The following is a 22624-nucleotide window of genomic DNA, read 5'->3' as shown; positions in this document are numbered from 1 at the left end:
CACATAAAAATTTAATTATGTTGCTCAAAAGCCGAAAACAAAAAAAAGCACAAGCGCAGCTAAACAATTAAAACCAAAAGGTTAGTATAAACAATTAGGTTTAAAGATAATAAAAAACCCCAGCTATTGGGGTTTTTATTTGCTCTTTTTATAATAAATTAATTAAAATATTGGATTATATGGCTCAATCCGTATTAGACACCTTTTTCAAAATTTCATAAATTTCATCTTTAATTTTTAGTTTTTGTTTTTTTAATGCTTCTATCGTTTCAGTTGTATTGATAATAATGCCAGATTCAATATTTTTGATTTTTTGATCAAGCTCATTATGTTGATCAAACAATTTTTGAAAACGTAAATCGGTATTTTTTAATTTAGAAATGATTTCTCGATATTCTGGAAACATAACGCCTCCTTATATAGGCAAGATGGAATAATAACAATAGCGACTATTGCTAATTCAGAATACAATATTATCAGTTGTTTTCATAGAGAAATTGTTTTGTGACAGATTTAACAGTATAACGATATCTTTTAAACACAAATTAATAAGGGGTAAACCCATGAGTGAATCGATTGTAATTGCCAAAAGCCAAGGCAAAGATTTATCTATTATAGCGGCGTTAGCTAACCGTCATGGATTAATTACTGGCGCAACAGGTACGGGTAAAACAGTAACATTGCAAAAAATGGCTGAAGGTTTTTCGAAAATTGGTGTACCCGTCTTTCTTGCTGATGTAAAAGGTGATCTGACAGGCATTGGTGAACAGGGCATATTATCTGAAAAGTTAAGAGCTCGCTTAGCTAGCATTGAAGTAAATGATTGGCAACCCGATTCATCACCGATTGAATTATGGGATGTGTTTGCTGAAAAGGGAACCCCCGTTCGCAGTACAGTGTCAGATATAGGACCGATTTTACTTAGTCGATTACTCGATTTAAATAACGTTCAATCAGGTGTATTACAGCTGATATTTAAAATTGCTGATGACAACAACTTATTATTAATTGATTTTAAAGATCTTCGTACATTAATTCAATTTGTGGGAGATAACGCAAAAACTTTCACAAACCAATACGGCAATATTTCGTCATCATCAATTGGTGCAATCCAACGAGGATTATTAACATTAGAACAACAAGGTGCTGAATTTTTTCTTGGGGAACCGATGTTAGATATTCAAGACCTAATACAAGTCAATGATCAAGGTCGTGGTGTCGTTAACATACTATCGGCAGAAAAATTATATAATTCACCAAAATTATATTCTATCTTTTTATTATGGCTATTGTCCGAAATTTTTGAACACTTGCCTGAAGTAGGCGATCTTGATAAGCCTAAACTTGTTTTCTTCTTTGACGAAGCTCATTTTCTTTTTAACGATATTTCCCCTGCATTATTACAAAAAATAGAACAAGTTGTACGCTTAATTCGTTCTAAAGGTGTTGGTGTTTATTTTGCCTCTCAAAATCCGACCGATATCCCTGATACAATCTTAGGACAATTAGGCAATCGTGTGCAACATGCCTTACGAGCATTTACCCCTAAAGATCAAAAAGCAGTCAAAACAGCCGCTCAAACTATGCGAGCTAACCCAAATTTTGACACCGAAAAAGCAATTATGGAACTTGGTGTTGGTGAAGCGCTTATTTCATTTCTAGACGAAAAAGGCCGCCCAAACATGGTTGAGCGTGGTTATATTATTGCACCCAGTTCCAAAATGGGGGCAATGTCACCAGATAACCAATCATTGATTATGCACCAATCTTATTTTTATAAGAAATATGAACAAACTTTAGACAGGAAATCGGCCTATGAAGTATTAAAAGCGGGATTTTCGTTAAATAATATGTCTAATCAAAATACTGATAAGAGTGATAAAAAAGACGATGAAGATACCAACAATAAACAACATAATGGCGGGTTGCTTAACTTTTTAAGCACGCTTCTTTTTGGCTCAAAAGGACCAAAAGGTGGACAACATGATGGCATAACCCAACAAATTGCCAAAAGCGCAACAAGACAAGTCGTTAATCAAATTGGCAAGCAGATTACTCGTGGTATATTAGGCAGTTTAAAAAAATAATCGTGCTGAATTTATTACCTTTAAAAGTTAGCAAAATAGGAGTGTTTTAATGTTAAAAATGTTTATTGAATGGTATAAAAAGCGCTTTAGCGATCCGCATGTCGTATCACTAATGGCGGTTATTATTGGTTTATTTATTATCATCTATTTTTTCAATAAAATTCTTTTGCCTGTTTTTATTGCTATTGTGCTTTCCTATTTGCTTGATAGTCCTGTTAACTTTCTACACAAAAAAAATATCCCAAGAACGCTGGCTGTTGTAATTGTATTGTTGCTTTTTATTCTTGTAGTATTGGTAGGATTTATGATCTTATTACCACTAATTTGGCAACAAAGTATTAGTTTGATCACCAATATTCCAAACATGCTAAATTTTGCTAACAATTTTTTAACTACTTTGCCTGAACATTATCCAGAGTTGATTGATGTAGGCTTGTTTGATTCTATTATTCAAGGTATTACCAGTAAAGTAGTACAAACAGGTAATTCATTGTTGCAGTTTTCAATTGTCTCTTTATTAGGATTAGTTTCGATTGCGATTAATGCGGTATTGGTACCAATTATGATGTTCTTTTTATTAAAAGACAAAGCCAAAATATGGGGGTACTGCTCAAAAATTTTACCTAAAAATCGTACAATCTTAAATAAAGTCGCTATTGAAATGGATATGCAAATAGCTAACTATATTGTTGGTAATGTACTACATATTATTATTTTAACCATTTGTGTTTACCTCCCTTTTTGGTATTTTGGTTTAGATTACGGACTTTTATTAGCTGTGATTGTTGGTTTATCGGTATTGGTGCCTTATGTTGGTATTATTATCTCAAGTATTCCTGTTGTTCTTATTGCACTCTTTCAATGGGGATTAACCGCTCAATTTGGCTATTTGTTGTTTTTCTATATTTTAATACAAGCATTAGATGGTAACTTATTGGTACCGTGCCTGTTTTCTGAAAAGCTTAACTTACATCCACTGGTTATTATTTTAGCGGTGATTATATTTGGTGGTTTATGGGGATTTTGGGGAATATTTTTCGCAATTCCATTAGCGACATTGGTTAAAGCAATTATCAATGCTTGGCCAAAACAAGACGAATTAAATAACGTAAATGGCGAGAAAAAAGCAGATTAGTGGCTAATCTGCTTTTATTTAATAAGACTATTTGGCGTGGTTTTTAAGATAATCTAAAACCACTTCATGATGGTTAGCAGTTTTAAAATCATTAAACACTTTTTCAATTTTACCGTCTTTACCAATTAAAAAGCTAATACGGTGAATACCATCATAGGTTTTACCCATAAATTCTTTTTCACCCCAAGTACCAAATGCTTGGGCGACTTCGTGATTTTCGTCAGAAAGCAATGTAAAATTTAACAACTCTTTTTCAACAAAACGAGATAATTTTTCTGGTTTATCAGTACTAATGCCAAGAATTGCTACATTATACTTTTTAAACTCATCAGCACAATCACGTAAATTACAAGCTTGCACAGTACAACCCGGTGTCATGGCTTTTGGGTAAAAATAAATTAAAACACGGTGACCTTTAAAGTCTTTTAAACCCATTAGCTCTCCGTCTTGGTCTGGTAACGAAAATTGAGGCGCTTGTGCACCTTCTTTAAGTGGATTAACCATATAATTATTACCTATTTTAAGTTAAGTCGTTTAATTTGTTATTTCTTTGGGTATATTAAAAACAGCATCATCTTTTTAAATTACTAAAAAAACGGTTTGCAGCATCAATTGTGTGATTGATCTCTTTATCTGTATGTTTAAGTGACATGAAGCCCGCTTCAAATGCAGACGGTGCAAAATAGACACCTTCTGTAAGCATATGATGATAGAATTTTTTGAATAATTCAACATCACACAGCATCACATCTTGATAACTGGTTACTTCAGGAGCAGTTGTAAAAAACAACCCAAACATCGCACCCACATAATTCACCACTAATGGCACATTATGCTGTTTAGCTACTGCCAATAAACCATTGGCAAGCGATGCGCTTTTATCTTCTAATTCCTGATATATACCAACTTCCATCAACTTTGTTAATGTCGCATATCCTGCTGCCATGGCAACAGGATTACCTGAAAGCGTACCAGCTTGATAGATTGGTCCTGTCGGTGCTAATTGTTTCATAATATCTGCACGACCACCAAAAGCGCCAACAGGCATACCACCACCAATAATTTTACCTAAACAAGTTAAATCAGGCACGACATCATAATAATCTTGAGCACCACCCAGCGCGACTCTAAAGCCTGTCATCACTTCATCAATAATCAACAACGCACCATATTCATCACAAAGCGCACGCAAGCCTTGTAAGAACGCTTTTTTTGCTGGCACACAATTCATATTGCCAGCAACTGGCTCAATAATAATGGCGGCGATATCATTAGGATATTGTGCAAATTGTTTCTTGACTGATTCTAAATTGTTATAGTCACAAACTAAGGTATGTTTAACAAAATCACTAGGTACTCCGGGCGATGTTGGGTGACCAAACGTAAGGGCGCCAGAACCGGCTTTAACTAATAAATAATCGGCATGCCCATGGTAACAACCTTCGAATTTAATAATCTTATCTCGCCCTGTAAAGCCACGCGCAACACGAATAGCACTCATGGTTGCTTCGGTTCCTGAATTTACCATTCGCACCATTTCAATGGACGGCATTAATTGTGAAACCAAATTAGCCACTTTTATTTCAATCTCGGTTGGTGCGCCATAACTCAGCCCATTATGCACCGCATTAATGACCGCATTGGCAACATCGGGATCGTTATGTCCAAGAATCATTGGTCCCCAAGAACCGACATAATCAATATAGGCTTTATTATCTACATCATAAATATATGCACCGTTTGCACGCTCAATAAACAAAGGTGTACCGCCTACACCATTAAAAGCACGAACAGGTGAATTAACACCACCGGGCATAACGGATAAGGCTTGATGGTAAAGCGTTTCTGATTTAAAAGTATTTAGCATAGTTAAGATAATCTTTCTAAAAAAATTTGTTGTATTTATTCATAAAATCAAAACAAATTCAAGCTAGCTAACAAAAATTTATTTAATAGAAGTTTTCTATTTTGTATTTTCATTTAGCAAAGGTATATAATACGAAGATCACTATATTAGGAGAAGAACATGAGCGATGCCTTACCAATCAACTTTACTGATGCAGCCGCCAATAAAGTTAAGTCACTTGTCACCGAAGAAGAAAACCCAAACCTTAAATTAAGAGTTTACATTACAGGTGGGGGATGTAGTGGATTTCAGTATGGATTTACGTTTGATGAAAAAGTAAACGAAGATGACTTAGCAATCGAAAAAAACGGCGTATCACTCGTTATCGACCCAATGAGTTTGCAATATCTTGTTGGTGGTACAATCGATTATGTTGAAGGTTTACAAGGCTCTCGCTTTGTGGTTGACAACCCTAACGCAACAACCACTTGCGGTTGCGGTTCATCATTTAGTGTTTAATTTATAAAATTAGACTTTAGCCTTTTATTAAAGGCTAACCATTTTTATAGTTAACAATAAATTCTATTTTTTTAACTTTTAAAGCAAAAGGTTAACAAACCACATAAAATGTGACAAACATTGAGCAGTTAAACAATAATTTGAATTTTTTTGTTGACGATAAATTTAAGATGAGTAAAATGCACAGCATTCAAAACGCAATTACTTCTTTGTAATTAGTTTTGAGCCCGGGTGGTGAAATCGGTAGACACAAGGGATTTAAAATCCCTCGGCCTTTTTGGCCGTGCGAGTTCAAGTCTCGCCCCGGGCACCACTTCTTACCTATGCGGGAATAGCTCAGTTGGTAGAGCACGACCTTGCCAAGGTCGGGGTCGCGAGTTCGAACCTCGTTTCCCGCTCCAAATTTTAATCTACAGATGTCCAGTGATGTCTTAAGTCCTAGGTAATAAAGACGTTACGTATCTAATTTTTCCAAGTAAAGCCATTAAAATGTACTCAAATACATGTCACATAAGTACATCTTTTTTCAATTTAAGTGCTTCGGTACTCATTATCTGATTTAGTCTGATTCTGTAAATATCCCAAACTTAGTACACAACTCACGTAGAAAATTAAGCTGCTTGTTTTAGTGTTTTATACTCAATCGGTGTCATGTTATTTAATGCCTCATGCGGTCTTTCGGTGTTATAAATCGTTAACCATTCTTCGATTATTCTCCTTACCTGTTCCAGATTATTAAAAAGATATAAATCCAATACCTCTGTACGGTACGAACGGTTAAATCGTTCAATATAGCCATTTTGATAAGGGCTACCGGGCTGGATATAATCAATGGCTATATCATGTGATTTAGCCCAGTTTATAAAGGTTTTTCCTGTAAATTCTGGTCCATTATCGACCCGTATTTTTAATGGATACCCATGATATTCGGCCAGTTTATCTAAGTAACGGGTGATCCTTCCTGCTGGTAAGCTTACTGCAATATCAATCCCTAACGCCTCACGATTAAAATCATCGATGACATTGAATGTTCTAAAGCGACGTTGATTACGGCTACTGTCACTCATAAAATCCATTGACCAACATTCACCTTGCTTATTGGGGACTAATAACCTTTCCGGGCATCGTGGAGGAATACGTTTTTTACGCTTTACCCTGAGATTAAGCTTTAATTCACAATACACCCGATATACCCGTTTATGATTCCATTTATAGCCGAGCTTTCTAATACGATTAAAGCATTTAGGAAAGCCCCAGCGTAAAGGCCGGTCTGTGATAGCATTCAACACCGAAACAATCACCGAATCATCCTGTAACTTAGGTTTATAATAGTAAGCACAACGGCTTAAGCCAACAATGGCACAACTCATAGCAATAGTAACTAAATAATTTTGTTGTCGTTGCTGTGCCCACATTTTACGTGCCTTTGTGGGCACTAAAGCTTTTTTATGATTTCTTCCTGAAGCTGGGATTTTAAACTCAGTTCGGCAAACATCTGCTTAAACTTGCGGTTTTCAGCCTCCAGCTCCTTTAAGCGTTTGATATCCGAAGTTTCCATTCCACCGTATTTTTCCCGCCATTTATAGAAAGTTGAATTACCCATGCCCTATTTACGGCACAGTTCTTTAACCGGAATACCCGCTTCAGCTTCTTTTAATATCGATACGATTTGGTGCTCTGTCATCTTTTTCATGTTTCAATCCTCTTTTACTTTTATCATAGAGAATTTTCTACTTTTTTGCTGTACTATTTTAGGGGATAGTGAACTGCACCCCAAAAGTTGGATTGTTTAAATCTACTTTTGGGAACAAAATTATGGCAAAAAAATATACATTCGATTTTAAAAAACAAGTCATTGAACATTATTTTAAGAGTAATGATGGTTATGGTTTAACCGCTTGGCACTTTCAAGTGCCTGTCGGTACAGTGGAGTCGTGGGTAAAGTTATATAAAAGAAAAGGAATTGATGGACTAAAACCCATCACAAAACCAAGGTGTTTTTCTCCGGAGTTTAAATACAAAGTGGTCAGGTATTTTATAAACAATCATCTTTCTCAAAATCAAGCTGCTTTGGCGTTTGATATACACTTTGGATGTGTAGTCCACTGGTTTAAAATATACCAAAAATATAGCAAAGCAGGTTTTTCAATGACACTGAATCCACCACAGGGAAAAGCGGATAAAAAAATGGCTCAAAAAGTTAAAAAAAATAGTGAAAAAACAAAAGAAGAATTGCTCGAAATGGTCAGTGACCTTGAAGTGGAGGTGGCTTATCTAAAAAAGTTGGATGCCTTACTTCGACAAAAGAGATTGGAAAAAAAGAAAAGTATCAAATAGTTGATGAATTAAGGAAAAAATACCCCTTAAATAAATTGCTTAGCGCATCAGGTTTGTCGCGAAGCACTTTTTATTATCACGATTCGGCTAAATCTAAAATTGATAAAAATAGTGAATTAAAAGCGCTTATTATCAAGATTTATGAAGATAACTTTAGTCGCTATGGTTATCGACGAATTACGGCTGAATTACATAATCAGAATGTCATTGTGAATCATAAAAAGGTGCTACGTTTAATGAAAGAAATGGGATTAAAATCCTTGATAAGAGGAAAGAAATATCGTTCTTATAAAGGTCGTCTTGGTGCTGTGCCCAATCTATTAAACCGTGATTTTAAGGCGACTAAACCTGGTCAGAAATGGGTAACAGATGCAACTGAGTTTAAAGTGGGAAGTAAAAAACTGTATTTATCACCTATATTAGATTTATACAATCGGGAAATTGTGGCTTATAACTTCAGTGAACGTCCTTGTTATGAATTGGTTGGTGATATGTTGGATAAAGCCATTAATAAACTCAAAAAAGACGATTTTCCTATTTTACATTCCGACCAAGGTTGGTATTATCATATGTGTTATTATCAGCAAAAGCTAAAGGAGAGAAATATCATACAAAGTATGTCTCGAAAAGGAAATTGCTTAGATAATGCTGTTATTGAGAACTTCTTTGGATTGTTAAAATCCGAGGTCTATTATTTAAATAAGTATGATACTATTGAGCAGTTAAAAGCGGATATTGAGGAATATATCCATTATTATAATCATAGAAGAATTAAATTAAGCTTGGACAAAAAAAGTCCTGTTCAATATCGGGAATATTATTTTCCAGCAGCTTAGTTTTTTTGTACAACTTTTGGGGTGCAGTTCATAGTTACAATTCTACTGTGTTTTGTCGTAGATCGACCTCTTGATGTTTTCTTTTTTTTATTTCTTTTTCATTTTTATCTTTTATCAAGATGATATGGGTATGAGTCGTTTAACGGATTTAGGAATTTGCCATGTGAATGTGAAGTCGCCGGTTAAGCCCTTGATGTCTGAGTTTTACAATCGAGAAAGAGTACACTCTGGAAAATATTGTTATGGGAAGACACCATGGCAAACATGGAATGATACAAAAGGGTTGGTTAAGGAAAAGCAATTGGAGAATTTATTTTCCTCATCGGACGCGCATTTTGTTAAAATGAACGCCGATGAGTAATATGTGTTTGTCAGGTTAAGTTTGAGCTACTACATATATGGCTAGTTAAACCTATATTTTCTTTCTCTTTTTTTAAATGCTTCTTTTCCACCCTCAACAATATCTGCTATATGTTGTCGAATGCCCATTGATTTCAAAATATCAGCTTCATTATCCTTTCGATCAAAAGAATTTTCAATTGAACCATTTATGTAATCAAATTGGAAAGGACTTGATGTGTTATCATTATTTTGCCCTTTTTGGTTTGCAACAATTATGTTCTCCGCATCTGCATTAACCACAATATTTGCGTTATGAGTGACAATAATAATCTGTCTTTCCAATTTTTTTTCGCGAAGATAATGGACTAAATCGGTAGTAATTGACCTATTGTCAAGATTATCTTCAGGTTGATCAATAAGAATTGGAGCTTTAGAAGAACTTAGTCCAATGATTAGCATTAAAATTACAAAACTAGCTTTTCCTGTAGACATTTCTCCTAATTTGTCATTTTTGTAAGTTATCTCCCAATAATCAAAAAAGTAATCATTTAATACAATTTTAATGACATCAGGAATAGTTGTTCTGCTTGAAATTGCATAATCTTTCTCTATTATTTTAGTAAATAATCGTTCTATCTCTGTACGAACCACATCATAATCCAACTCATCTATAGATTTTTTTTCTTCTTTTAAAATACTATAATCTCTATAAGATGCTGTTCTTTTATCACTTACGTCTAGCAGTTTTTTTCTTAGATTTGTAAAATTAAATTTAACTTTACCCTCTATACTTAATCCATCTTTTTTAAGTTCGTTTGTTCTAACCTTTAAGTTTTCAATAATATTGGTGTATTCTCGATAACTTGCACTATAGAGATCAAATATCTGTACTTTAATTTTATCTAAATCTTGCTTTTTAGCATCTATTGATTCAGTCAGTTTATCTAAATCAGCCAATAACCTCTTATCATTAAAAATAGAAACCTTCAGTTGCTCTATAAGTTTTTTTTCCTCTTCATTTTGTGAATATAGTTGAATTTCTTGATTTAACTCTTTTTCTTCTGTATCTAAGGTTGTCAAAATACCATTAATCTTAGATTTTAAAGAGTCTTCTAATTTATAAATTTTGTCATAAAAAGAGTCAAAGATAGTGGAAGTTTCCTTATAATAATTTTCTATTTCTGGTAATCCGCTGCTTGAAAGAAAATTATTTTTTTTTAATTTTTTAAGGCTTGATATAATTTGTTCAAGTTCAGAATTGAAATTTTTTATAGCATCAAAATCATTATTAACCTGAGTTTTTTTAACATTGTTGGCTTCTAATTTTTTTTGTGTTTTTTTGTATTTTTTTATTTGTTCTTTAGATAATCCAATATGTTGTGTTAATTCTTCTATTCTTTTTGAATTTGTTTGAATATTATTATTTAGAACATCTTTATTTGATTTAGTTTTGAGATCTTTACCTAATTCATCTATTTCTGAATGGGTTTGAAAATACAAATCTATTAGTGAATTTCTTGATTTATCATTTTTAGTAACTGTAGAGAGAAAATTTTCATATAATTTTTTTGCTTCAATATTTTCTGTAATTAATCTTCGAACTAATTTATTAAGTGGATTACTCGTTTTATCCATATCTTTCTCAGCAAGCTTTACTAAATAATTTTGGGGAATATATTTTATTTCCGGAATAATTGAGTTCTCAGCATATTGATTTCTATTGCTTAATCTTTGGATAATCCCCCCTTTAGATGTCACTTCAAAATCAAACTCGCTCTCAATTTTTTTGAAATCATATAGTTCTGATTTATCTTCATTTTTTAATATAGAAGATTCAGTATCCTCATAAATTGTTTTAGCGATAGCATATAAAAGAATGGATTTTCCAGAAGATTTACCTCCTATTATCACATTTAAATTAGGATTAAGATAAATTGGTTTTGTAGAAAAGATATTATTTGGTGAAATAAATTGCACCTTATTTATTAACAGTTTTTCTTCTTTAAAATCAGGCCTTTCATTTTGAATTTTCACCCTTTGCTCTGGCTCTAAACATACTTGTTTTAACCCTTCAAAATTTAAGTCAGCTTTGATCCAAGTAAATGCAATGCCTTCTTTTTTTTCAAATAAGTCAGACTCTGTATGAGCATCACAACCAACAAGACAGGGTTTTAGAGAACCGGTAGAACGTATCACCTCGTTACGTTCATCCCTACACATTTGTTCATTGTATGTTTCACTACCCACTGACTTTTTGCCAAGGAAATATTTAATATCTTTACAGTTTGAAGAGAATATAGCATCTGACAAACAATAAATGGATTTTCTTATACCATCTAAACTACCAGGTTCATTTTCAAATAAGTCATAATGCTTTTGTGTACCGGAGGCTCCATCTGTACTCGAATTGCTGACCACTACTAGCATGTTATCTTTAAGAGCTCTATTGGAGTTAAGCAGTTTTTTAAGGGTATCTATATTTATAGCATAATTCTCAATTCCTTTTTTATAGAGTAAATTTGTATCTGTAGTATTGGGATATAGGCTCTTACCATAATCAGTAATGCCCTGTCTTGTCATTAGCTTATCATCTTGGTTCTTTATTTTAGAAAAAAAATCATGTTCTAAACTTTCAACAATCTTTGGATTAAATAAACAATGAATATTAATTAACCTTCCTTTATCCGTCGCAGGCATCATCCTTAGCTCTACATTAGGGAAAAGAAATATATTTTTAATAAAATCAATTTCTTCATTGTTAAAAAGAGGCTGGCCATTTGAGTCCATTCTGCTTTCTATCTTATTTTGGTAATCAATTGCTTTCTGATACATCTCAATTGAAAAATAATCAGTTATGCCTATAGCCGATATTTTATTAGCAGAAGCCTTTTTAAAAAACTGATAAAAAAACTCATCCATTGACTTCGATGTAAATTGATCGTTTTTGTTTGTTCCTTTAGTATGAACATGAAAGTCCCATTTTTTCCAATCAGAACCACAATTAATCATATAATCACCTTTATATTAATTTAGTAGTAAATTTGCAAAAAATAAATCATCCATTAATTACTTCTGACAATTATTTTTATAGTTTGATTTTAAGTATTCTCTCAACAATATATTCTTGTTACATTCACCTTAACTTATAAAGATTACGTTATTATTTTAAATACTGAGCAACTTCACTGATAAATAAGATATCACTGCTTTTCATTATTCATTTTCGCTATTACCATACTCTAAATGCGGAAAACCTGAATATTAAATTATTTAAAGAATTAAGACGAGGAAAAGATATATCGCATTATCTGTTTTATCTAAACAAATAGTCTAAAATGTTAAATTTAAACTTAAGTAGATCACAATATGATAATCCATCATAGGTATAGAAGGAAAAGCCTGTTTTTCGTTATTAAGCCATTATTTCTATATGGTTTTAGATAATATAATTATTTTCCTGTTATAAATATAGCATATCTATGTAATATATAAAGTGTTTATTAATAAGAGGATTGTTATTTAGAATGCTTTGAGACCGACATTAGTCTTTGACAGGATACATTAGAGAATTAAAGAAATATGAGTTACGGAGCCATCAAATAATAAAAATACACAAAAAGTTTTTTGTGTATTTTATTCTTTTTTACAGAAAAAAGTGAGATTGTGAACGCTTTAACTATTTAGATAACCAAACGATAAAAGCCCAAAATTTTCATCCAAACTAGATTTATCTTCTAACCCTACAAATAGTGGTTAATAAATATTTTTAATCTATTATTTTTGTCACTATTGATTGCTAGAATATAGGTATGCTAATTTTGTTAAGAAATAAATTTCAATTAATTTGTTAAGTACCATTTTCTTGGTAAAAATTTGGAGTAGAATAATGGTATTCACTTTTCTAATTCGTCTTATCTTGGCAGTTTAAACTGTTCTAAAAATAGTAATAAACAATAAACTATATTTCATTTACATTTAGTTAAAGCTTAATTAAAAAAAGTTATACCGATTTTTTAGATAAATTGTTACTCGTTGCAAATCAAAAGGATTATTGAACTTTGTATTTGCGCTTGTCGTTCAACATATGATGTTTGGCTTGGAGGAAAAAATGTATTTATTAGAAATGGCACCAAAGTTTTTATTAGCTTTATTTATTTTACTTATTTATGTGAAATTATCAGGAAAAAGTCAGATTGCACCAATGTCACAGCTTGATCAGGTTGGGAGTATGGTTATTGGTGCGCTAGTCGGGGGCGCATTACTTAGCCCGACTGTATCACCTTGGGAAGCGGCAGGGTTAGTTGCAATTTGGGCTGGTTTGCTTGTTTTAATTCGATTTATCAAATCTAAAAACTCACGTTTACGCGACACAATTGATGGTAAACCAATCCAATTGGTTAAAAATGGTCACTTAATAACGGATAATTTTATCAAAGCAAACTTACCAGTAAGGGATTTTGAAACGTTAGTTAATGTTCAAGGTATTTCTTCATTTGGTGAATTAAAAGAAGTATGGTACGAACTAAATGGTTCTTTAACGGTTATTAAAAAAGGTGAAAAAGATATCGCATTGCTTATTATCGAAAATGGTGGCATTAGCCATGATAACCTTGAGCAACTTGAAAAAGATGAAGATTGGGTTAAACGTGAGATCACCAAACAAGGTTACGAAAAAATAGAAGATATTTTTTGTGCCGAATGGTTTGATAATAAATTAATTATTTACCCTTATGATTCGGTTGTTGAGGGCAAAAAATAGTTATTATTTTCTACATTAAAACGATAACATACTTAAAATGGGGGTAGCCCCCCATTTCTAAGCACAATCAGCTATTAACGAAGTTGGCTATCTTTACTACCTCGACGATTATATAAGCTAAATGCTTTAGCCGTTTGTTTATCGATTTCTTGCTGACAGCTTAAACAGTATTGCACACCTGGTAATGCTTGTCTTCGTGCTTCTGCAATAATATCACCACATTCAACACAAAAATGTGCACTTGCTATGCCGTGATGGAGTTGTCGCCTTGCGTTTGTAATAGCATCGACAATTGTACTATCGATTTGTTGATTAACGGCATCGTCAGACGCCCATCCACTTGCCATAACCAATTCCTCTATAACGAAAATAGTTGTTAAACAAGATGGTGTTTTTTTATTCTTTTTCAAGTAATATGCTTGCTAGTAGCATGACATGCTAATGTGAATGATAAAACCTGTATTAGGCAACAGGCGGGGCGATATTTAAACATTATAAAATCATAAACTTATAAACTCGAGAGGTTATTATGCAGCAATATGAACAAGCAACATTTGCAGGCGGTTGTTTTTGGTGTATGGTAAAACCGTTTGATCAGTATGAAGGCGTGATTAATGTGGTGTCGGGATATACAGGAGGGCATGTTGCTAATCCGACTTATCAGCAAGTTTGTGCTGGTAATACTGGGCATACCGAAGCAATACAAATCACATTTGATCCTAAAATAATTAGTTATAAAAAACTCCTTGATATCTTTTGGCATCAAATTGATCCAACTGATTCAGAAGGTCAATTTGCTGATAGGGGGAACTCTTATCGTCCTGCTATTTTTTACCATAACGAATTCCAACACAAATTGGCATTGGCATCGAAACAAGCTCTACAAGACAGTGGCCACTTTGATAAGCCAATTCAGGTAGCTATTGAGCCTGTATCTACTTTTTATTTGGCTGAAGATTATCACCAAAATTATTACCTTAAACAACCACAACTTTATCATCAATATTACCAATTATCAGGACGATCTCATTTTTTATCTGAGCATTGGTCAAAAAACAAATAGAAGGATGACTTAATCATGCAAAACTACCCACAATACAGTAGTAAACAAAAATGGATCCATTGGTTAACATTAGTATTGATTGTGCTCACCTATTTATTGGTGCAGTTCAAAGTAACGTTATCACCCTATTTAGGTGGTATGTTTAATATTTATTTATTTCATAAATCATTTGGTGTGCTGATTTTGGGGATAACACTGTGGCGCTTTATCGTCATTAAGCAAGACGGAGTGCCTGATGTGTTACCCAAAACACACAAACGACAACGTATTTTGTCAAAATCGGTACAAGGTTTTATTTATCTTTTACTGATTATTGTGCCTCTTTCTGGTTATTTAATGAGTAGTCGTTCACTGAATTTTTTAGGTGTTATCTCTATTCCTGCTATTGATATGCCAAATAAAGCTTATCAATTATTTCATCAAATTCACCAAGTCAGTGCCTATTTATTGTTAGTTTTACTTATTGTACATATAGTTGGCGCTTTGTTTCATTATGTTTGGATTAAAGATAAAGTATTACAGTCAATGTTAAAACGTAGTTAATCAACATAATTAAAACAAACAACATAATATAAGGTGGCTTATGGATAATACAATGAAAGAAAAAGCGCTATCAGTATTAACACCTATGCAATATCATATTACGCAACGAAATGGCACTGAACCACCCTTTGATAATCAATTTTATGCCAATTATCGGGAGGGTATCTATGTCGATATCGTATCGGGAGAACCACTATTTACTTCGTTAGATAAATTTGATTCAGGCTGTGGCTGGCCAACTTTTTCAAAACCGATAGAAAAGCGCAATATTGTTGAAAAAAAGGATACCAGCTTTGGTATGCGCCGTACCGAGGTTCGATCGGCTGGCGCCGATTCACATCTTGGTCATGTGTTTAATGATGGTCCTAAAGAGCTTGGTGGGCTACGCTATTGCATCAATTCGGCCGCGTTACGATTTATTTCGAAAGATGAACTTGAAGATGCTGGGTATGGACAGTATTTAAAGCTATTTGATAAATCATAAATAAAACCGAATCATCCAATTCTCAAATAAAAATCCTATCATCTCAACAAAGATGATAGGATTGATAAAAACACCGTTAGCTTAGCTTTTCGTTTGAATTTAGTTTGTTTGAACTTAGTTTTTTCGCTTAAATAAAATATAACTAATTAATAAAAACACAAAACTTGTGATAAGCGATCCAATCAATGGGTAAATGCCCATTACAATGCTGACTTGGGCAAACAAATTATCGGCAATATAAAACAAGAAACCAAAGCTAATGCCAATGACTACACGAATCCCCATCGACACGCTACGCAGTGGACCAAAAATAAACGATAGGGCTAACAACATCATCACCGCCACTGAAACAGGCTTAATAAGCTTTTTCCAAAACAGTAAATCGTAATATTTGGTATCTTGCCCTGAGCTTTTTAGATATTGTGAATATTGATAAAGCCCAGAGGCTGACAACGAATCAGGATCAAATGCAACAATGCTGAGTTTGTCGGGTGTAATATTGGTTTGCCAAGGAATAGAGACCATATTGACGCCCACCACCTTATTGGGTTCTGTTAGGTCGTTCTTTTCGATTTGTGATAAAGTCCAAGCATTATTTTCATAAACACCATAAGCGGCGTGAGTAATGGATTGTAATTTATTTTGATCGACCGAATAGATATACACATTTGAAATTGAATTATCGTTATTTATATGCCCAATAAATATATAATCATTCCCATCTTTTGCCCAAAGACTGCCTTGCTCAACCATTAGCGAATTACCGTACAGTTTTTCAGAACGCATATTACGCGCAGTTTGTTCACTTACAGGAGCAACCCATTCACCAATTGCCATAGTAATCAATACTAAAGGTATGGCTGTTTTCATTACAGCAAAGGCAATTTTAAAACGGCTAAAGCCAGAGGTTTCCATCACGGTTAGTTCACTATGTGACGCAAGGATTCCCAAGCCAATTAAAGCACCCAATAATGCTGCCATCGGGAAGAACACTTCTAAATCTTTTGGCACCATCAACAGTGTGTAAATACCGACAGAAAACGCATCATAATCAACTTTGATTTTTCGAAGTTGATCAATAAAACGGATAATTCCTGATAAGCTAATCAACAAAAAAAGACTAACACCAATGGTGCTTAAAATAGTTTTACCTATGTAACGGTCTAAAATCGAAAACACGCATATCTCCTTAAGATGCCGAATATTTTAAGCGAAGTTTGCGCATAAATAGGCTATCCCAACAATTTAACATTAGTGCTAATAAAAAGTAACCGATATTCAAAATGTAAAACCAAAAATCAGGATCTAACCGACCTTTACCTGCATTGGCCTTAATCGAACTGGCTGATAAAAAGTAAACCAAATAAAGCAACAAAGCAGGAAAAACTTGTGCAAGACGCCCTTGACGAGGATTAGACACACTCAATGGAATAACCAAAAACGCCATCAATGGCACGGAAATAATTAATGTTAATCGCCAATAAAATTCGGCATTGGCTTTAGGCGTATCCATATCGGCAAGCGTCTGTAATCCTAACTGTTGAACATCGACTTTATCGGTATCTTCATTCACATCTAGTGCTTTAGGTTTGATAATGCCTAAATAATTGTGAAAGTTAGAAATCCGAAAATCCTTAAGTTGTGCCGTACCCTCGTAACGGTTAGCATCTTCAAGCGTGATGATTTGATTACCTTCATTATCGTGGCTTGTTTTGCCTTTATTGGCAATAATAATCGAAGGTCGCTGATTGGCTTTGGGATTGATTTGCGCAATAAAAACATTTTCTAAATTATTCTCATTCACATTCCCAATATAAATCATTGAATTGCCATCAGGGGTTTGTTGAAATTGCCCCGCTAACAGCCCAGCTAAACTTGGATTAATTTTCGCATTGGCAAGCAATTGATCTTGCTTAACACTAGACCAAGGACCAAACCACAGTGAGTTCAACGCCGTTAATAGGCAAGTTAAAATACAAAGAAACAGCACCACCTGATAAGTTAAACTCTTTTTAACACCACAAGCATGCATTGCCACCATTTCGCTGTCAGCATAAAGCCGCCCAAAAGTCACCAGCACACCAAGAAATAGGCTTAACGGTAAAATCAGATCCGCCATGTTCGACACACCCAACATCAATAAAGGCATAATCAAATCACGAGGGATAGAACCATCAATCGCATTTGATAAAATTCTAATTAATTTTTGAGAGAAGAAAATAAGCAACAAAATAAATAATATTGCCCCTTGGGTTTTCAGTGTCTCTTTAACTAAATACCGACGAATTATCACATTTTACCTATACATGTTGGTACAAAATTTGGTTATTATAATCTGAATTGCTTCTTTTTAGTTATCTTTTTGTTGCTATCCCATAATGAACCGATAGAATATTCATTATTCCCATCAACCATAAATGGAAACATCATGGAATTTCAAATAAAAAACAGCACTATTATAACCAAACAAAAAACAGAGTGTTTAGTTATTTCAATTGATTCAGGAAAAAGTCAGTCAGATATTGTTAAAAATATCGACAACTTAACTAACGGCCTAGTAAGTCAGCTTATCAAATCAGGCGACATTAGCCACGAATTAGGTAAAACGACGCTATTGTATCAAACTAATAGCGATCTCAAACAAAAACTCCTATTTGTTGGATGTGGTAAAGCCAACGACTTTGGAGTAACGCAAGCCAAAAAAGTGATTCAAGCTGTTATCAAAGAACTGCTTGCCAAAAAAATTAAAAGTATTGCGTGGGACTTGCTAACTGTCAATCAAAACAATAGTCTACAAATTGCTAAACAGCTACCACAAATAGTTAGTGACATAACGTATCGGTTTGATGAATTTAAAACTAGCAAAACGCCGGCGCCAAGCTTAGCAAAAGTGACATTATTAACGGGCAATAAAAGCAATATTGATGAATTAACTCGCAACTTGTTACAGGGTGAAGTTATAGCTAATGCCATTACCGCAACCAAGACTATTGCCAACATGCCATCGAACGTTTGTAATGCAAAATATTTAGCCGAACAAGGCAAACAGTTAGGCAAATTACACTCATCGCTCAAAGTCACCTGCCTTGGCGAAAGCGAACTGAAAAAATTAAATATGAATGCCTATTTAGCCGTTGGGCGTGGATCGCAAAACGAATCGATCATGACCATTATTGAATACCAAGGCACCAAAGATAAAAAAGCCCAACCTTATGTCTTAGTTGGTAAAGGGCTAACGTTTGATTCGGGCGGTATATCAATCAAACCTGCTGCCGGCATGGACGAAATGAAATACGACATGTGTGGTGCTGCAACGGTTTATGGTGTTATGCAAGCCGTTGCTGAACTTAAATTACCGATCAATGTTGTAGGTGTTATGGCGGGTTGTGAAAACATGCCTGACGGTAATAGCTACCGCCCTGGTGATATATTAACTACCATGTCAGGCACTACGGTTGAAGTCATCAACACTGATGCCGAAGGGCGGCTTGTATTGTGCGATGCTTTAACCTATGTTGAACGTTATAATCCCAAAACCGTCATCGATATAGCCACCTTAACAGGTGCTTGTATTGTGGCACTTGGTCATCACTATACGGGTGTTATGGGCAATAACGATAAGTTAGTCGCACAATTGATTAGCGCATCACAAAAAGCGGAAGATAAAGCATGGGCACTGCCGATTGACGACCAATTCCAAGAACAGATCAAATCGACATGCGCTGATATTGTTAACGCTGGTGGGCGTGATGGTGGCACAATTACTGCAGCGTGTTTCCTATCTCGTTTTACTGAAAAATATCAATGGGCGCATTTAGATATTGCGGGTACTGCATGGAAATCGGGCGCACAAAAAGGTGCAACAGGCCGTCCTGTTGCTATGTTGATTCAATACTTACTTGATCAATAACTCGAGTCAGCATTTATGAAAAAAGTGATCTTCTATCTACTTGAAAACCAAACAGAAGCCAACGAATCAGGCATGCTATATTATGAAAAACTCGCATGCCAAAAAATCGTCGAAGCATGGCAAGCTAATTTGCGTGTACAAGTTGCTTGTCAAGATCAAGCACAAGCTGAGCGAATCGACGAATACCTATGGCAACTGAGCACCGACAGTTTTGTACCACATAACTTAGCTGGCGAAGGTATGAAGGGGGGATCACCAGTCGAAATCAGCTGGCCACAAAAACGTAGCAGCGGTAGTAGGCCGCTGCTAATTAATTTACAAAAACAATTTCCTGAATTTGCCAATGTCTATCGTGATATTATTGATTTTGTGCCTGTTGGCGAGGATTTAAAAGCATTAGCAAGGGTAAGGTATAAATATTATAAAGAAGCTGGATTTAATCTCAAAACTATACCGGTTACTTGTGAATAGGGTAAGGAACAAACTGCACTATACCCGCCATTTTATACTAACAAATCTTTACAATAAACCAACAAAAAAAGTGGCGGATTATTCGTCGCCAAGTTATAATTTTTAGTCTTTTTTAGACAAGGAATCGCTTATTAATTAGGCGAATTATTATTAAAAATCCAAATAAAACAATAAATTACTTGACAGGAAAATAAAAATGCACTACCATGGTTGGCATCTGGCATCTGGCATCTGGCCTGCCAAACCTATGCCCTAAATCTTATTGATTCACACGGTGGCCAAAAACAGGCGCCACAGTTATTTTCATCACCGAAGTCATTTCGCGTAGCGAAATCGACGCCGTCATTAGCAAAATCTTCGGCAAAATTATCGCCGATATCCAAGTGGTTATCCAAACCTTCATTATTATCTAAATCCTCATTATTCTTTGCGCCATTGTTGTTATTGTCATATACACAGGGGGCTCAGGCGTTAACGGCACAGACATCAAGGGTAATAGAGGGTAGTGCGCCGTATTTAACGCTCGATGGTGGTCGAACAAAGGTAACGAATTCAGACGGTTTGTTGTCTATTAGGTTGCAGGATGGTCGAGTAATCACACCATCAGCCAATCCATCAAGTGCAACAAATCCAATAAGTTTGCCTTATGTGGGAAGTAACTTAAGTCATATAGCAATGATAGTTCCGCCATCCCAGAGTTCAATCACGATTAATGATTTGGTTAGTCAGGGAAATTGGGGAGATGATGATGGCGATGGACAGGGTACAAATGGTGTTACAGCGACAGGAAGTATATCGGTATCATTTACGGATAAAAATGGTAATACAGTCAGTCGTAGTGATGCATTAGATATATGTAATGCACCTTATAAGGTGACATTAACGAGTACAGCTGGTAATTTGACGACACAGTATGGCGTACCGAATATTACTTCTTTTGGTAGTCAAACAGTGGATTATTATATCAAACCGAATACGTCCCCCGTTATTTGTTCATCCAGACCAAATTTGCGCCATGGTAGTCGTTATGATAATTCTTGGGGTATTGATTTTGCCGGTCCGTCCAACATATGGGATTCAGCCAAGGGGTTCTTAACTCAGTCTACAAGTTCATCATCTTACGGTAATAATTTCCCGACAACGGGTTCTGATGGATTGTATTTTGATTTAGATATTAGTGGGGTGGATGCAAGTCAGTTGATATGGTCTCCGGTTTCTCATAATGGGATAACAGCAACGGTGAGTTGGACAAGACCACGTTCTGGTACATTCAGAGAGCCAAGTGGGCGTACAGTACAAGCCGATAGTTGGATTAGTGATAAATCAAAATATGTAACTCGAATAACCTTAAAAGGGCCAGAGGCAAGAAACCAGATAAATAATGATAATCCTAATCTAATTACCGTGCCAACTTTACCACAGGAGTTTGAGTTAGAAGGGCACGATAGTCAAGGTAATGTGGTAGTGAAATATGGATTTGTATTGAGACAATGGTTCGTCAACCGAGGGGATAAAAAGAGCACAGCTCTTAACCAAATGACATGGTGTCGTAGTTTAGGTTATCAATTGCCTCGGGTAAGGGATTTAACTAATGCGGTTTGTTCTGGTTGGCATTCAGGAAATTGGTGTCAAGGAGCAGTTGGTGCTACGCCATCTTCACCTCAGAACACTTACCAGCGACGAATTGGTACTGGTTTTTTCTCTGAGTGGGGCTTTATGAGCAATTACGCTGATGCAGGCTTTGTTCCCTACAGCTACTGGACGAGTGATGTGGCTAACAACTTCAATTTCCCTGTCCACTCAGGTTTAGGCAATGTTGACAGTAGTACTTCGCTCTACCGTTATGGTCTTTGTGTTGTGCCTTAGTCTATTAATTCTTTGGTTGTTTAGTTTCGCCCCAAGCCAATTAGGTTGGGGTATTTTTATAAACCGAATAACCAAGCAGTTGGTGTTTATGAGGTGCGGTAAGTGCTTTCAACGTGTTTTGATAAAGCGTGTTAATTCTAATATAAGACACACCTAATATCAAAATTCACAACTTAGATTACAACTTCCTAATCTGAATGCGACTAATTTTGAGTTTAACCTCATTAAAACAATCAACTGAATTAGCTTAAAGTCACAGAAAATTGTCTCGCACCCCTGTATTCTTAGTAGAAATCAGTCAGGAAAGGTATTGATTTTATTCAACTTTTTTAAATTATATCCCTGGATTCAAACATGAAGTGCAATTTTAAACACGGTGGAGTGAAGAAAGTGAAAGGTGATTTATACTAGCACCTTCGCACCACC

19 protein-coding genes, 2 tRNA genes and 1 pseudogene are annotated in these 22624 nt (G+C 34.8%); 14 read left to right on the top strand and 8 right to left on the bottom strand.

The features are described 5' to 3' along the window. Positions 1 to 184: 184 nt before the first annotated feature. A complete protein-coding gene (locus tag GQ596_RS01790; protein ID WP_160399977.1) occupies positions 185 to 406 on the bottom strand; it encodes a YdcH family protein in 222 nt (73 codons plus the stop codon). Positions 407 to 563: 157 nt separating this feature from the next. Here GQ596_RS01790 and GQ596_RS01785 point away from each other — a divergent pair, with 157 nt between their 5' ends. Both GQ596_RS01785 and GQ596_RS01780 read left to right on the top strand, forming a co-directional pair. Then, positions 564 to 2087 carry a helicase HerA-like C-terminal domain-containing protein gene (locus GQ596_RS01785; protein WP_160399976.1) on the top strand — a complete coding sequence of 508 codons (1524 nt, stop codon included), beginning with the start codon at positions 564 to 566 and terminating at the stop codon, positions 2085 to 2087. 49 nt (positions 2088 to 2136) lie between these two features. After that, positions 2137 to 3222, top strand: coding sequence for an AI-2E family transporter (locus tag GQ596_RS01780; protein ID WP_160399975.1), 1086 nt, complete (start codon positions 2137 to 2139; stop codon positions 3220 to 3222). Positions 3223 to 3249: 27 nt separating this feature from the next. Here the strand turns inward: GQ596_RS01780 and bcp are convergent, their stop codons facing one another. Continuing rightward, entirely contained in the window at positions 3250 to 3726 is a 477-nt protein-coding gene (gene bcp, locus GQ596_RS01775; protein ID WP_160399974.1) for a thioredoxin-dependent thiol peroxidase, read from the bottom strand. Between the two features lie 67 nt (positions 3727 to 3793). Next, a complete protein-coding gene (gene hemL / locus GQ596_RS01770; protein ID WP_160399973.1) occupies positions 3794 to 5089 on the bottom strand; it encodes a glutamate-1-semialdehyde 2,1-aminomutase in 1296 nt (431 codons plus the stop codon). Between the two features lie 159 nt (positions 5090 to 5248). On the opposite strand from hemL, the gene erpA reads away from it, so the two are divergent. From erpA to GQ596_RS01755, 3 genes are all read left to right on the top strand, one after another. Beyond that, positions 5249 to 5587 (top strand): iron-sulfur cluster insertion protein ErpA, encoded by a 339-nt coding sequence (gene erpA / locus GQ596_RS01765; protein ID WP_034914816.1) that lies wholly within the window; start codon positions 5249 to 5251, stop codon positions 5585 to 5587. A gap of 225 nt (positions 5588 to 5812) precedes the next feature. Then, positions 5813 to 5900 (top strand) — tRNA-Leu (locus GQ596_RS01760). 12 nt (positions 5901 to 5912) lie between these two features. After that, positions 5913 to 5988, top strand: a tRNA-Gly gene (locus tag GQ596_RS01755). A gap of 210 nt (positions 5989 to 6198) precedes the next feature. Here GQ596_RS01755 and GQ596_RS01750 read toward each other — a convergent pair. Continuing rightward, a pseudogene (locus GQ596_RS01750) lies at positions 6199 to 7280 on the bottom strand (IS3 family transposase). A 122-nt stretch (positions 7281 to 7402) separates the two neighbouring features. Between GQ596_RS01750 and GQ596_RS01745 the strand changes: the two are divergent. Beyond that, positions 7403 to 7924 carry a helix-turn-helix domain-containing protein gene (locus tag GQ596_RS01745; protein WP_160399972.1) on the top strand — a complete coding sequence of 174 codons (522 nt, stop codon included), beginning with the start codon at positions 7403 to 7405 and terminating at the stop codon, positions 7922 to 7924. Next, positions 7897 to 8760, top strand: coding sequence for an IS3 family transposase (locus GQ596_RS01740; protein WP_160400217.1), 864 nt, complete (start codon positions 7897 to 7899; stop codon positions 8758 to 8760). The genes GQ596_RS01745 and GQ596_RS01740 overlap by 28 nt, the downstream gene beginning before the upstream one ends. A gap of 402 nt (positions 8761 to 9162) precedes the next feature. Here GQ596_RS01740 and GQ596_RS01735 read toward each other — a convergent pair whose 3' ends face one another. After that, on the bottom strand, positions 9163 to 12111 hold the full coding sequence (locus tag GQ596_RS01735; RefSeq protein WP_160399971.1) for a TrlF family AAA-like ATPase: 2949 nt from the start codon (positions 12109 to 12111) through the stop codon (positions 9163 to 9165). A gap of 1099 nt (positions 12112 to 13210) precedes the next feature. Between GQ596_RS01735 and GQ596_RS01730 the strand changes: the two genes are divergently transcribed. Then, complete coding sequence (locus GQ596_RS01730) at positions 13211 to 13861, top strand: DUF421 domain-containing protein (protein WP_160399970.1); 651 nt, start codon at positions 13211 to 13213, stop codon at positions 13859 to 13861. Positions 13862 to 13935: 74 nt separating this feature from the next. Here the strand turns inward: GQ596_RS01730 and GQ596_RS01725 are convergent, their stop codons facing one another. Next, positions 13936 to 14208, bottom strand: coding sequence for a DksA/TraR family C4-type zinc finger protein (locus GQ596_RS01725; protein WP_160399969.1), 273 nt, complete (start codon positions 14206 to 14208; stop codon positions 13936 to 13938). Positions 14209 to 14390: 182 nt separating this feature from the next. Between GQ596_RS01725 and msrA the strand changes: the two genes are divergently transcribed. The 3 genes from msrA to msrB are packed head-to-tail and all read left to right on the top strand — an operon-like array spanning position 14391 to position 15951. Then, positions 14391 to 14924 (top strand): peptide-methionine (S)-S-oxide reductase MsrA, encoded by a 534-nt coding sequence (msrA, locus tag GQ596_RS01720; protein ID WP_160399968.1) that lies wholly within the window; start codon positions 14391 to 14393, stop codon positions 14922 to 14924. Between the two features lie 15 nt (positions 14925 to 14939). Then, positions 14940 to 15467 carry a cytochrome b gene (locus GQ596_RS01715; RefSeq protein ID WP_160399967.1) on the top strand — a complete coding sequence of 176 codons (528 nt, stop codon included), beginning with the start codon at positions 14940 to 14942 and terminating at the stop codon, positions 15465 to 15467. A 52-nt stretch (positions 15468 to 15519) separates the two neighbouring features. Beyond that, positions 15520 to 15951, top strand: a complete 432-nt coding sequence (gene msrB / locus GQ596_RS01710) for a peptide-methionine (R)-S-oxide reductase MsrB (RefSeq protein WP_160400216.1) — start codon at positions 15520 to 15522, stop codon at positions 15949 to 15951. Between the two features lie 114 nt (positions 15952 to 16065). Here msrB and lptG read toward each other — a convergent pair whose 3' ends face one another. Next, positions 16066 to 17130 carry an LPS export ABC transporter permease LptG gene (lptG, locus tag GQ596_RS01705; RefSeq protein ID WP_160399966.1) on the bottom strand — a complete coding sequence of 355 codons (1065 nt, stop codon included), beginning with the start codon at positions 17128 to 17130 and terminating at the stop codon, positions 16066 to 16068. Between the two features lie 10 nt (positions 17131 to 17140). After that, on the bottom strand, positions 17141 to 18244 hold the full coding sequence (gene lptF / locus GQ596_RS01700) for an LPS export ABC transporter permease LptF (protein ID WP_160399965.1): 1104 nt from the start codon (positions 18242 to 18244) through the stop codon (positions 17141 to 17143). Positions 18245 to 18379: 135 nt separating this feature from the next. Here lptF and GQ596_RS01695 point away from each other — a divergent pair, with 135 nt between their 5' ends. From GQ596_RS01695 to GQ596_RS01685, 3 genes are all read left to right on the top strand, one after another. Next, entirely contained in the window at positions 18380 to 19861 is a 1482-nt protein-coding gene (locus tag GQ596_RS01695) for a leucyl aminopeptidase (protein ID WP_160399964.1), read from the top strand. 15 nt (positions 19862 to 19876) lie between these two features. After that, a complete protein-coding gene (locus GQ596_RS01690) occupies positions 19877 to 20332 on the top strand; it encodes a DNA polymerase III subunit chi (RefSeq protein ID WP_160399963.1) in 456 nt (151 codons plus the stop codon). 210 nt (positions 20333 to 20542) lie between these two features. Continuing rightward, positions 20543 to 22198: a hypothetical protein gene (locus GQ596_RS01685; protein WP_160399962.1), complete on the top strand. Its 1656-nt coding sequence runs from the start codon at positions 20543 to 20545 to the stop codon at positions 22196 to 22198. Positions 22199 to 22624: the final 426 nt, after the last annotated feature.

This window comes from Gilliamella sp. Pra-s60 (assembly GCF_009795755.1).
GTDB lineage: Bacteria > Pseudomonadota > Gammaproteobacteria > Enterobacterales > Orbaceae > Gilliamella.
Note: the sequence above shows the minus strand (reverse complement) of the source record. Positions and strands in the feature narration are given on the sequence as shown.

Bases quoted from the DNA above. Each gene is read 5' to 3' on its own strand.
- GQ596_RS01725 (WP_160399969.1), bottom strand. From the start codon at position 14,208: ATGGCAAGTGGATGGGCGTCTGACGATGCCGTTAATCAACAAATCGAT.
- GQ596_RS01790 (WP_160399977.1), bottom strand. From the start codon at position 406: ATGTTTCCAGAATATCGAGAAATCATTTCTAAATTAAAAAATACCGAT.
- erpA (WP_034914816.1), top strand. From the start codon at position 5,249: ATGAGCGATGCCTTACCAATCAACTTTACTGATGCAGCCGCCAATAAA.
- GQ596_RS01730 (WP_160399970.1), top strand. From the start codon at position 13,211: ATGTATTTATTAGAAATGGCACCAAAGTTTTTATTAGCTTTATTTATT.
- GQ596_RS01735 (WP_160399971.1), bottom strand. From the start codon at position 12,111: ATGATTAATTGTGGTTCTGATTGGAAAAAATGGGACTTTCATGTTCAT.
- hemL (WP_160399973.1), bottom strand. From the start codon at position 5,089: ATGCTAAATACTTTTAAATCAGAAACGCTTTACCATCAAGCCTTATCC.
- bcp (WP_160399974.1), bottom strand. From the start codon at position 3,726: ATGGTTAATCCACTTAAAGAAGGTGCACAAGCGCCTCAATTTTCGTTA.
- GQ596_RS01745 (WP_160399972.1), top strand. From the start codon at position 7,403: ATGGCAAAAAAATATACATTCGATTTTAAAAAACAAGTCATTGAACAT.
- GQ596_RS01715 (WP_160399967.1), top strand. From the start codon at position 14,940: ATGCAAAACTACCCACAATACAGTAGTAAACAAAAATGGATCCATTGG.
- GQ596_RS01690 (WP_160399963.1), top strand. From the start codon at position 19,877: ATGAAAAAAGTGATCTTCTATCTACTTGAAAACCAAACAGAAGCCAAC.
- GQ596_RS01785 (WP_160399976.1), top strand. From the start codon at position 564: ATGAGTGAATCGATTGTAATTGCCAAAAGCCAAGGCAAAGATTTATCT.
- msrB (WP_160400216.1), top strand. From the start codon at position 15,520: ATGAAAGAAAAAGCGCTATCAGTATTAACACCTATGCAATATCATATT.
- GQ596_RS01695 (WP_160399964.1), top strand. From the start codon at position 18,380: ATGGAATTTCAAATAAAAAACAGCACTATTATAACCAAACAAAAAACA.
- GQ596_RS01780 (WP_160399975.1), top strand. From the start codon at position 2,137: ATGTTAAAAATGTTTATTGAATGGTATAAAAAGCGCTTTAGCGATCCG.
- msrA (WP_160399968.1), top strand. From the start codon at position 14,391: ATGCAGCAATATGAACAAGCAACATTTGCAGGCGGTTGTTTTTGGTGT.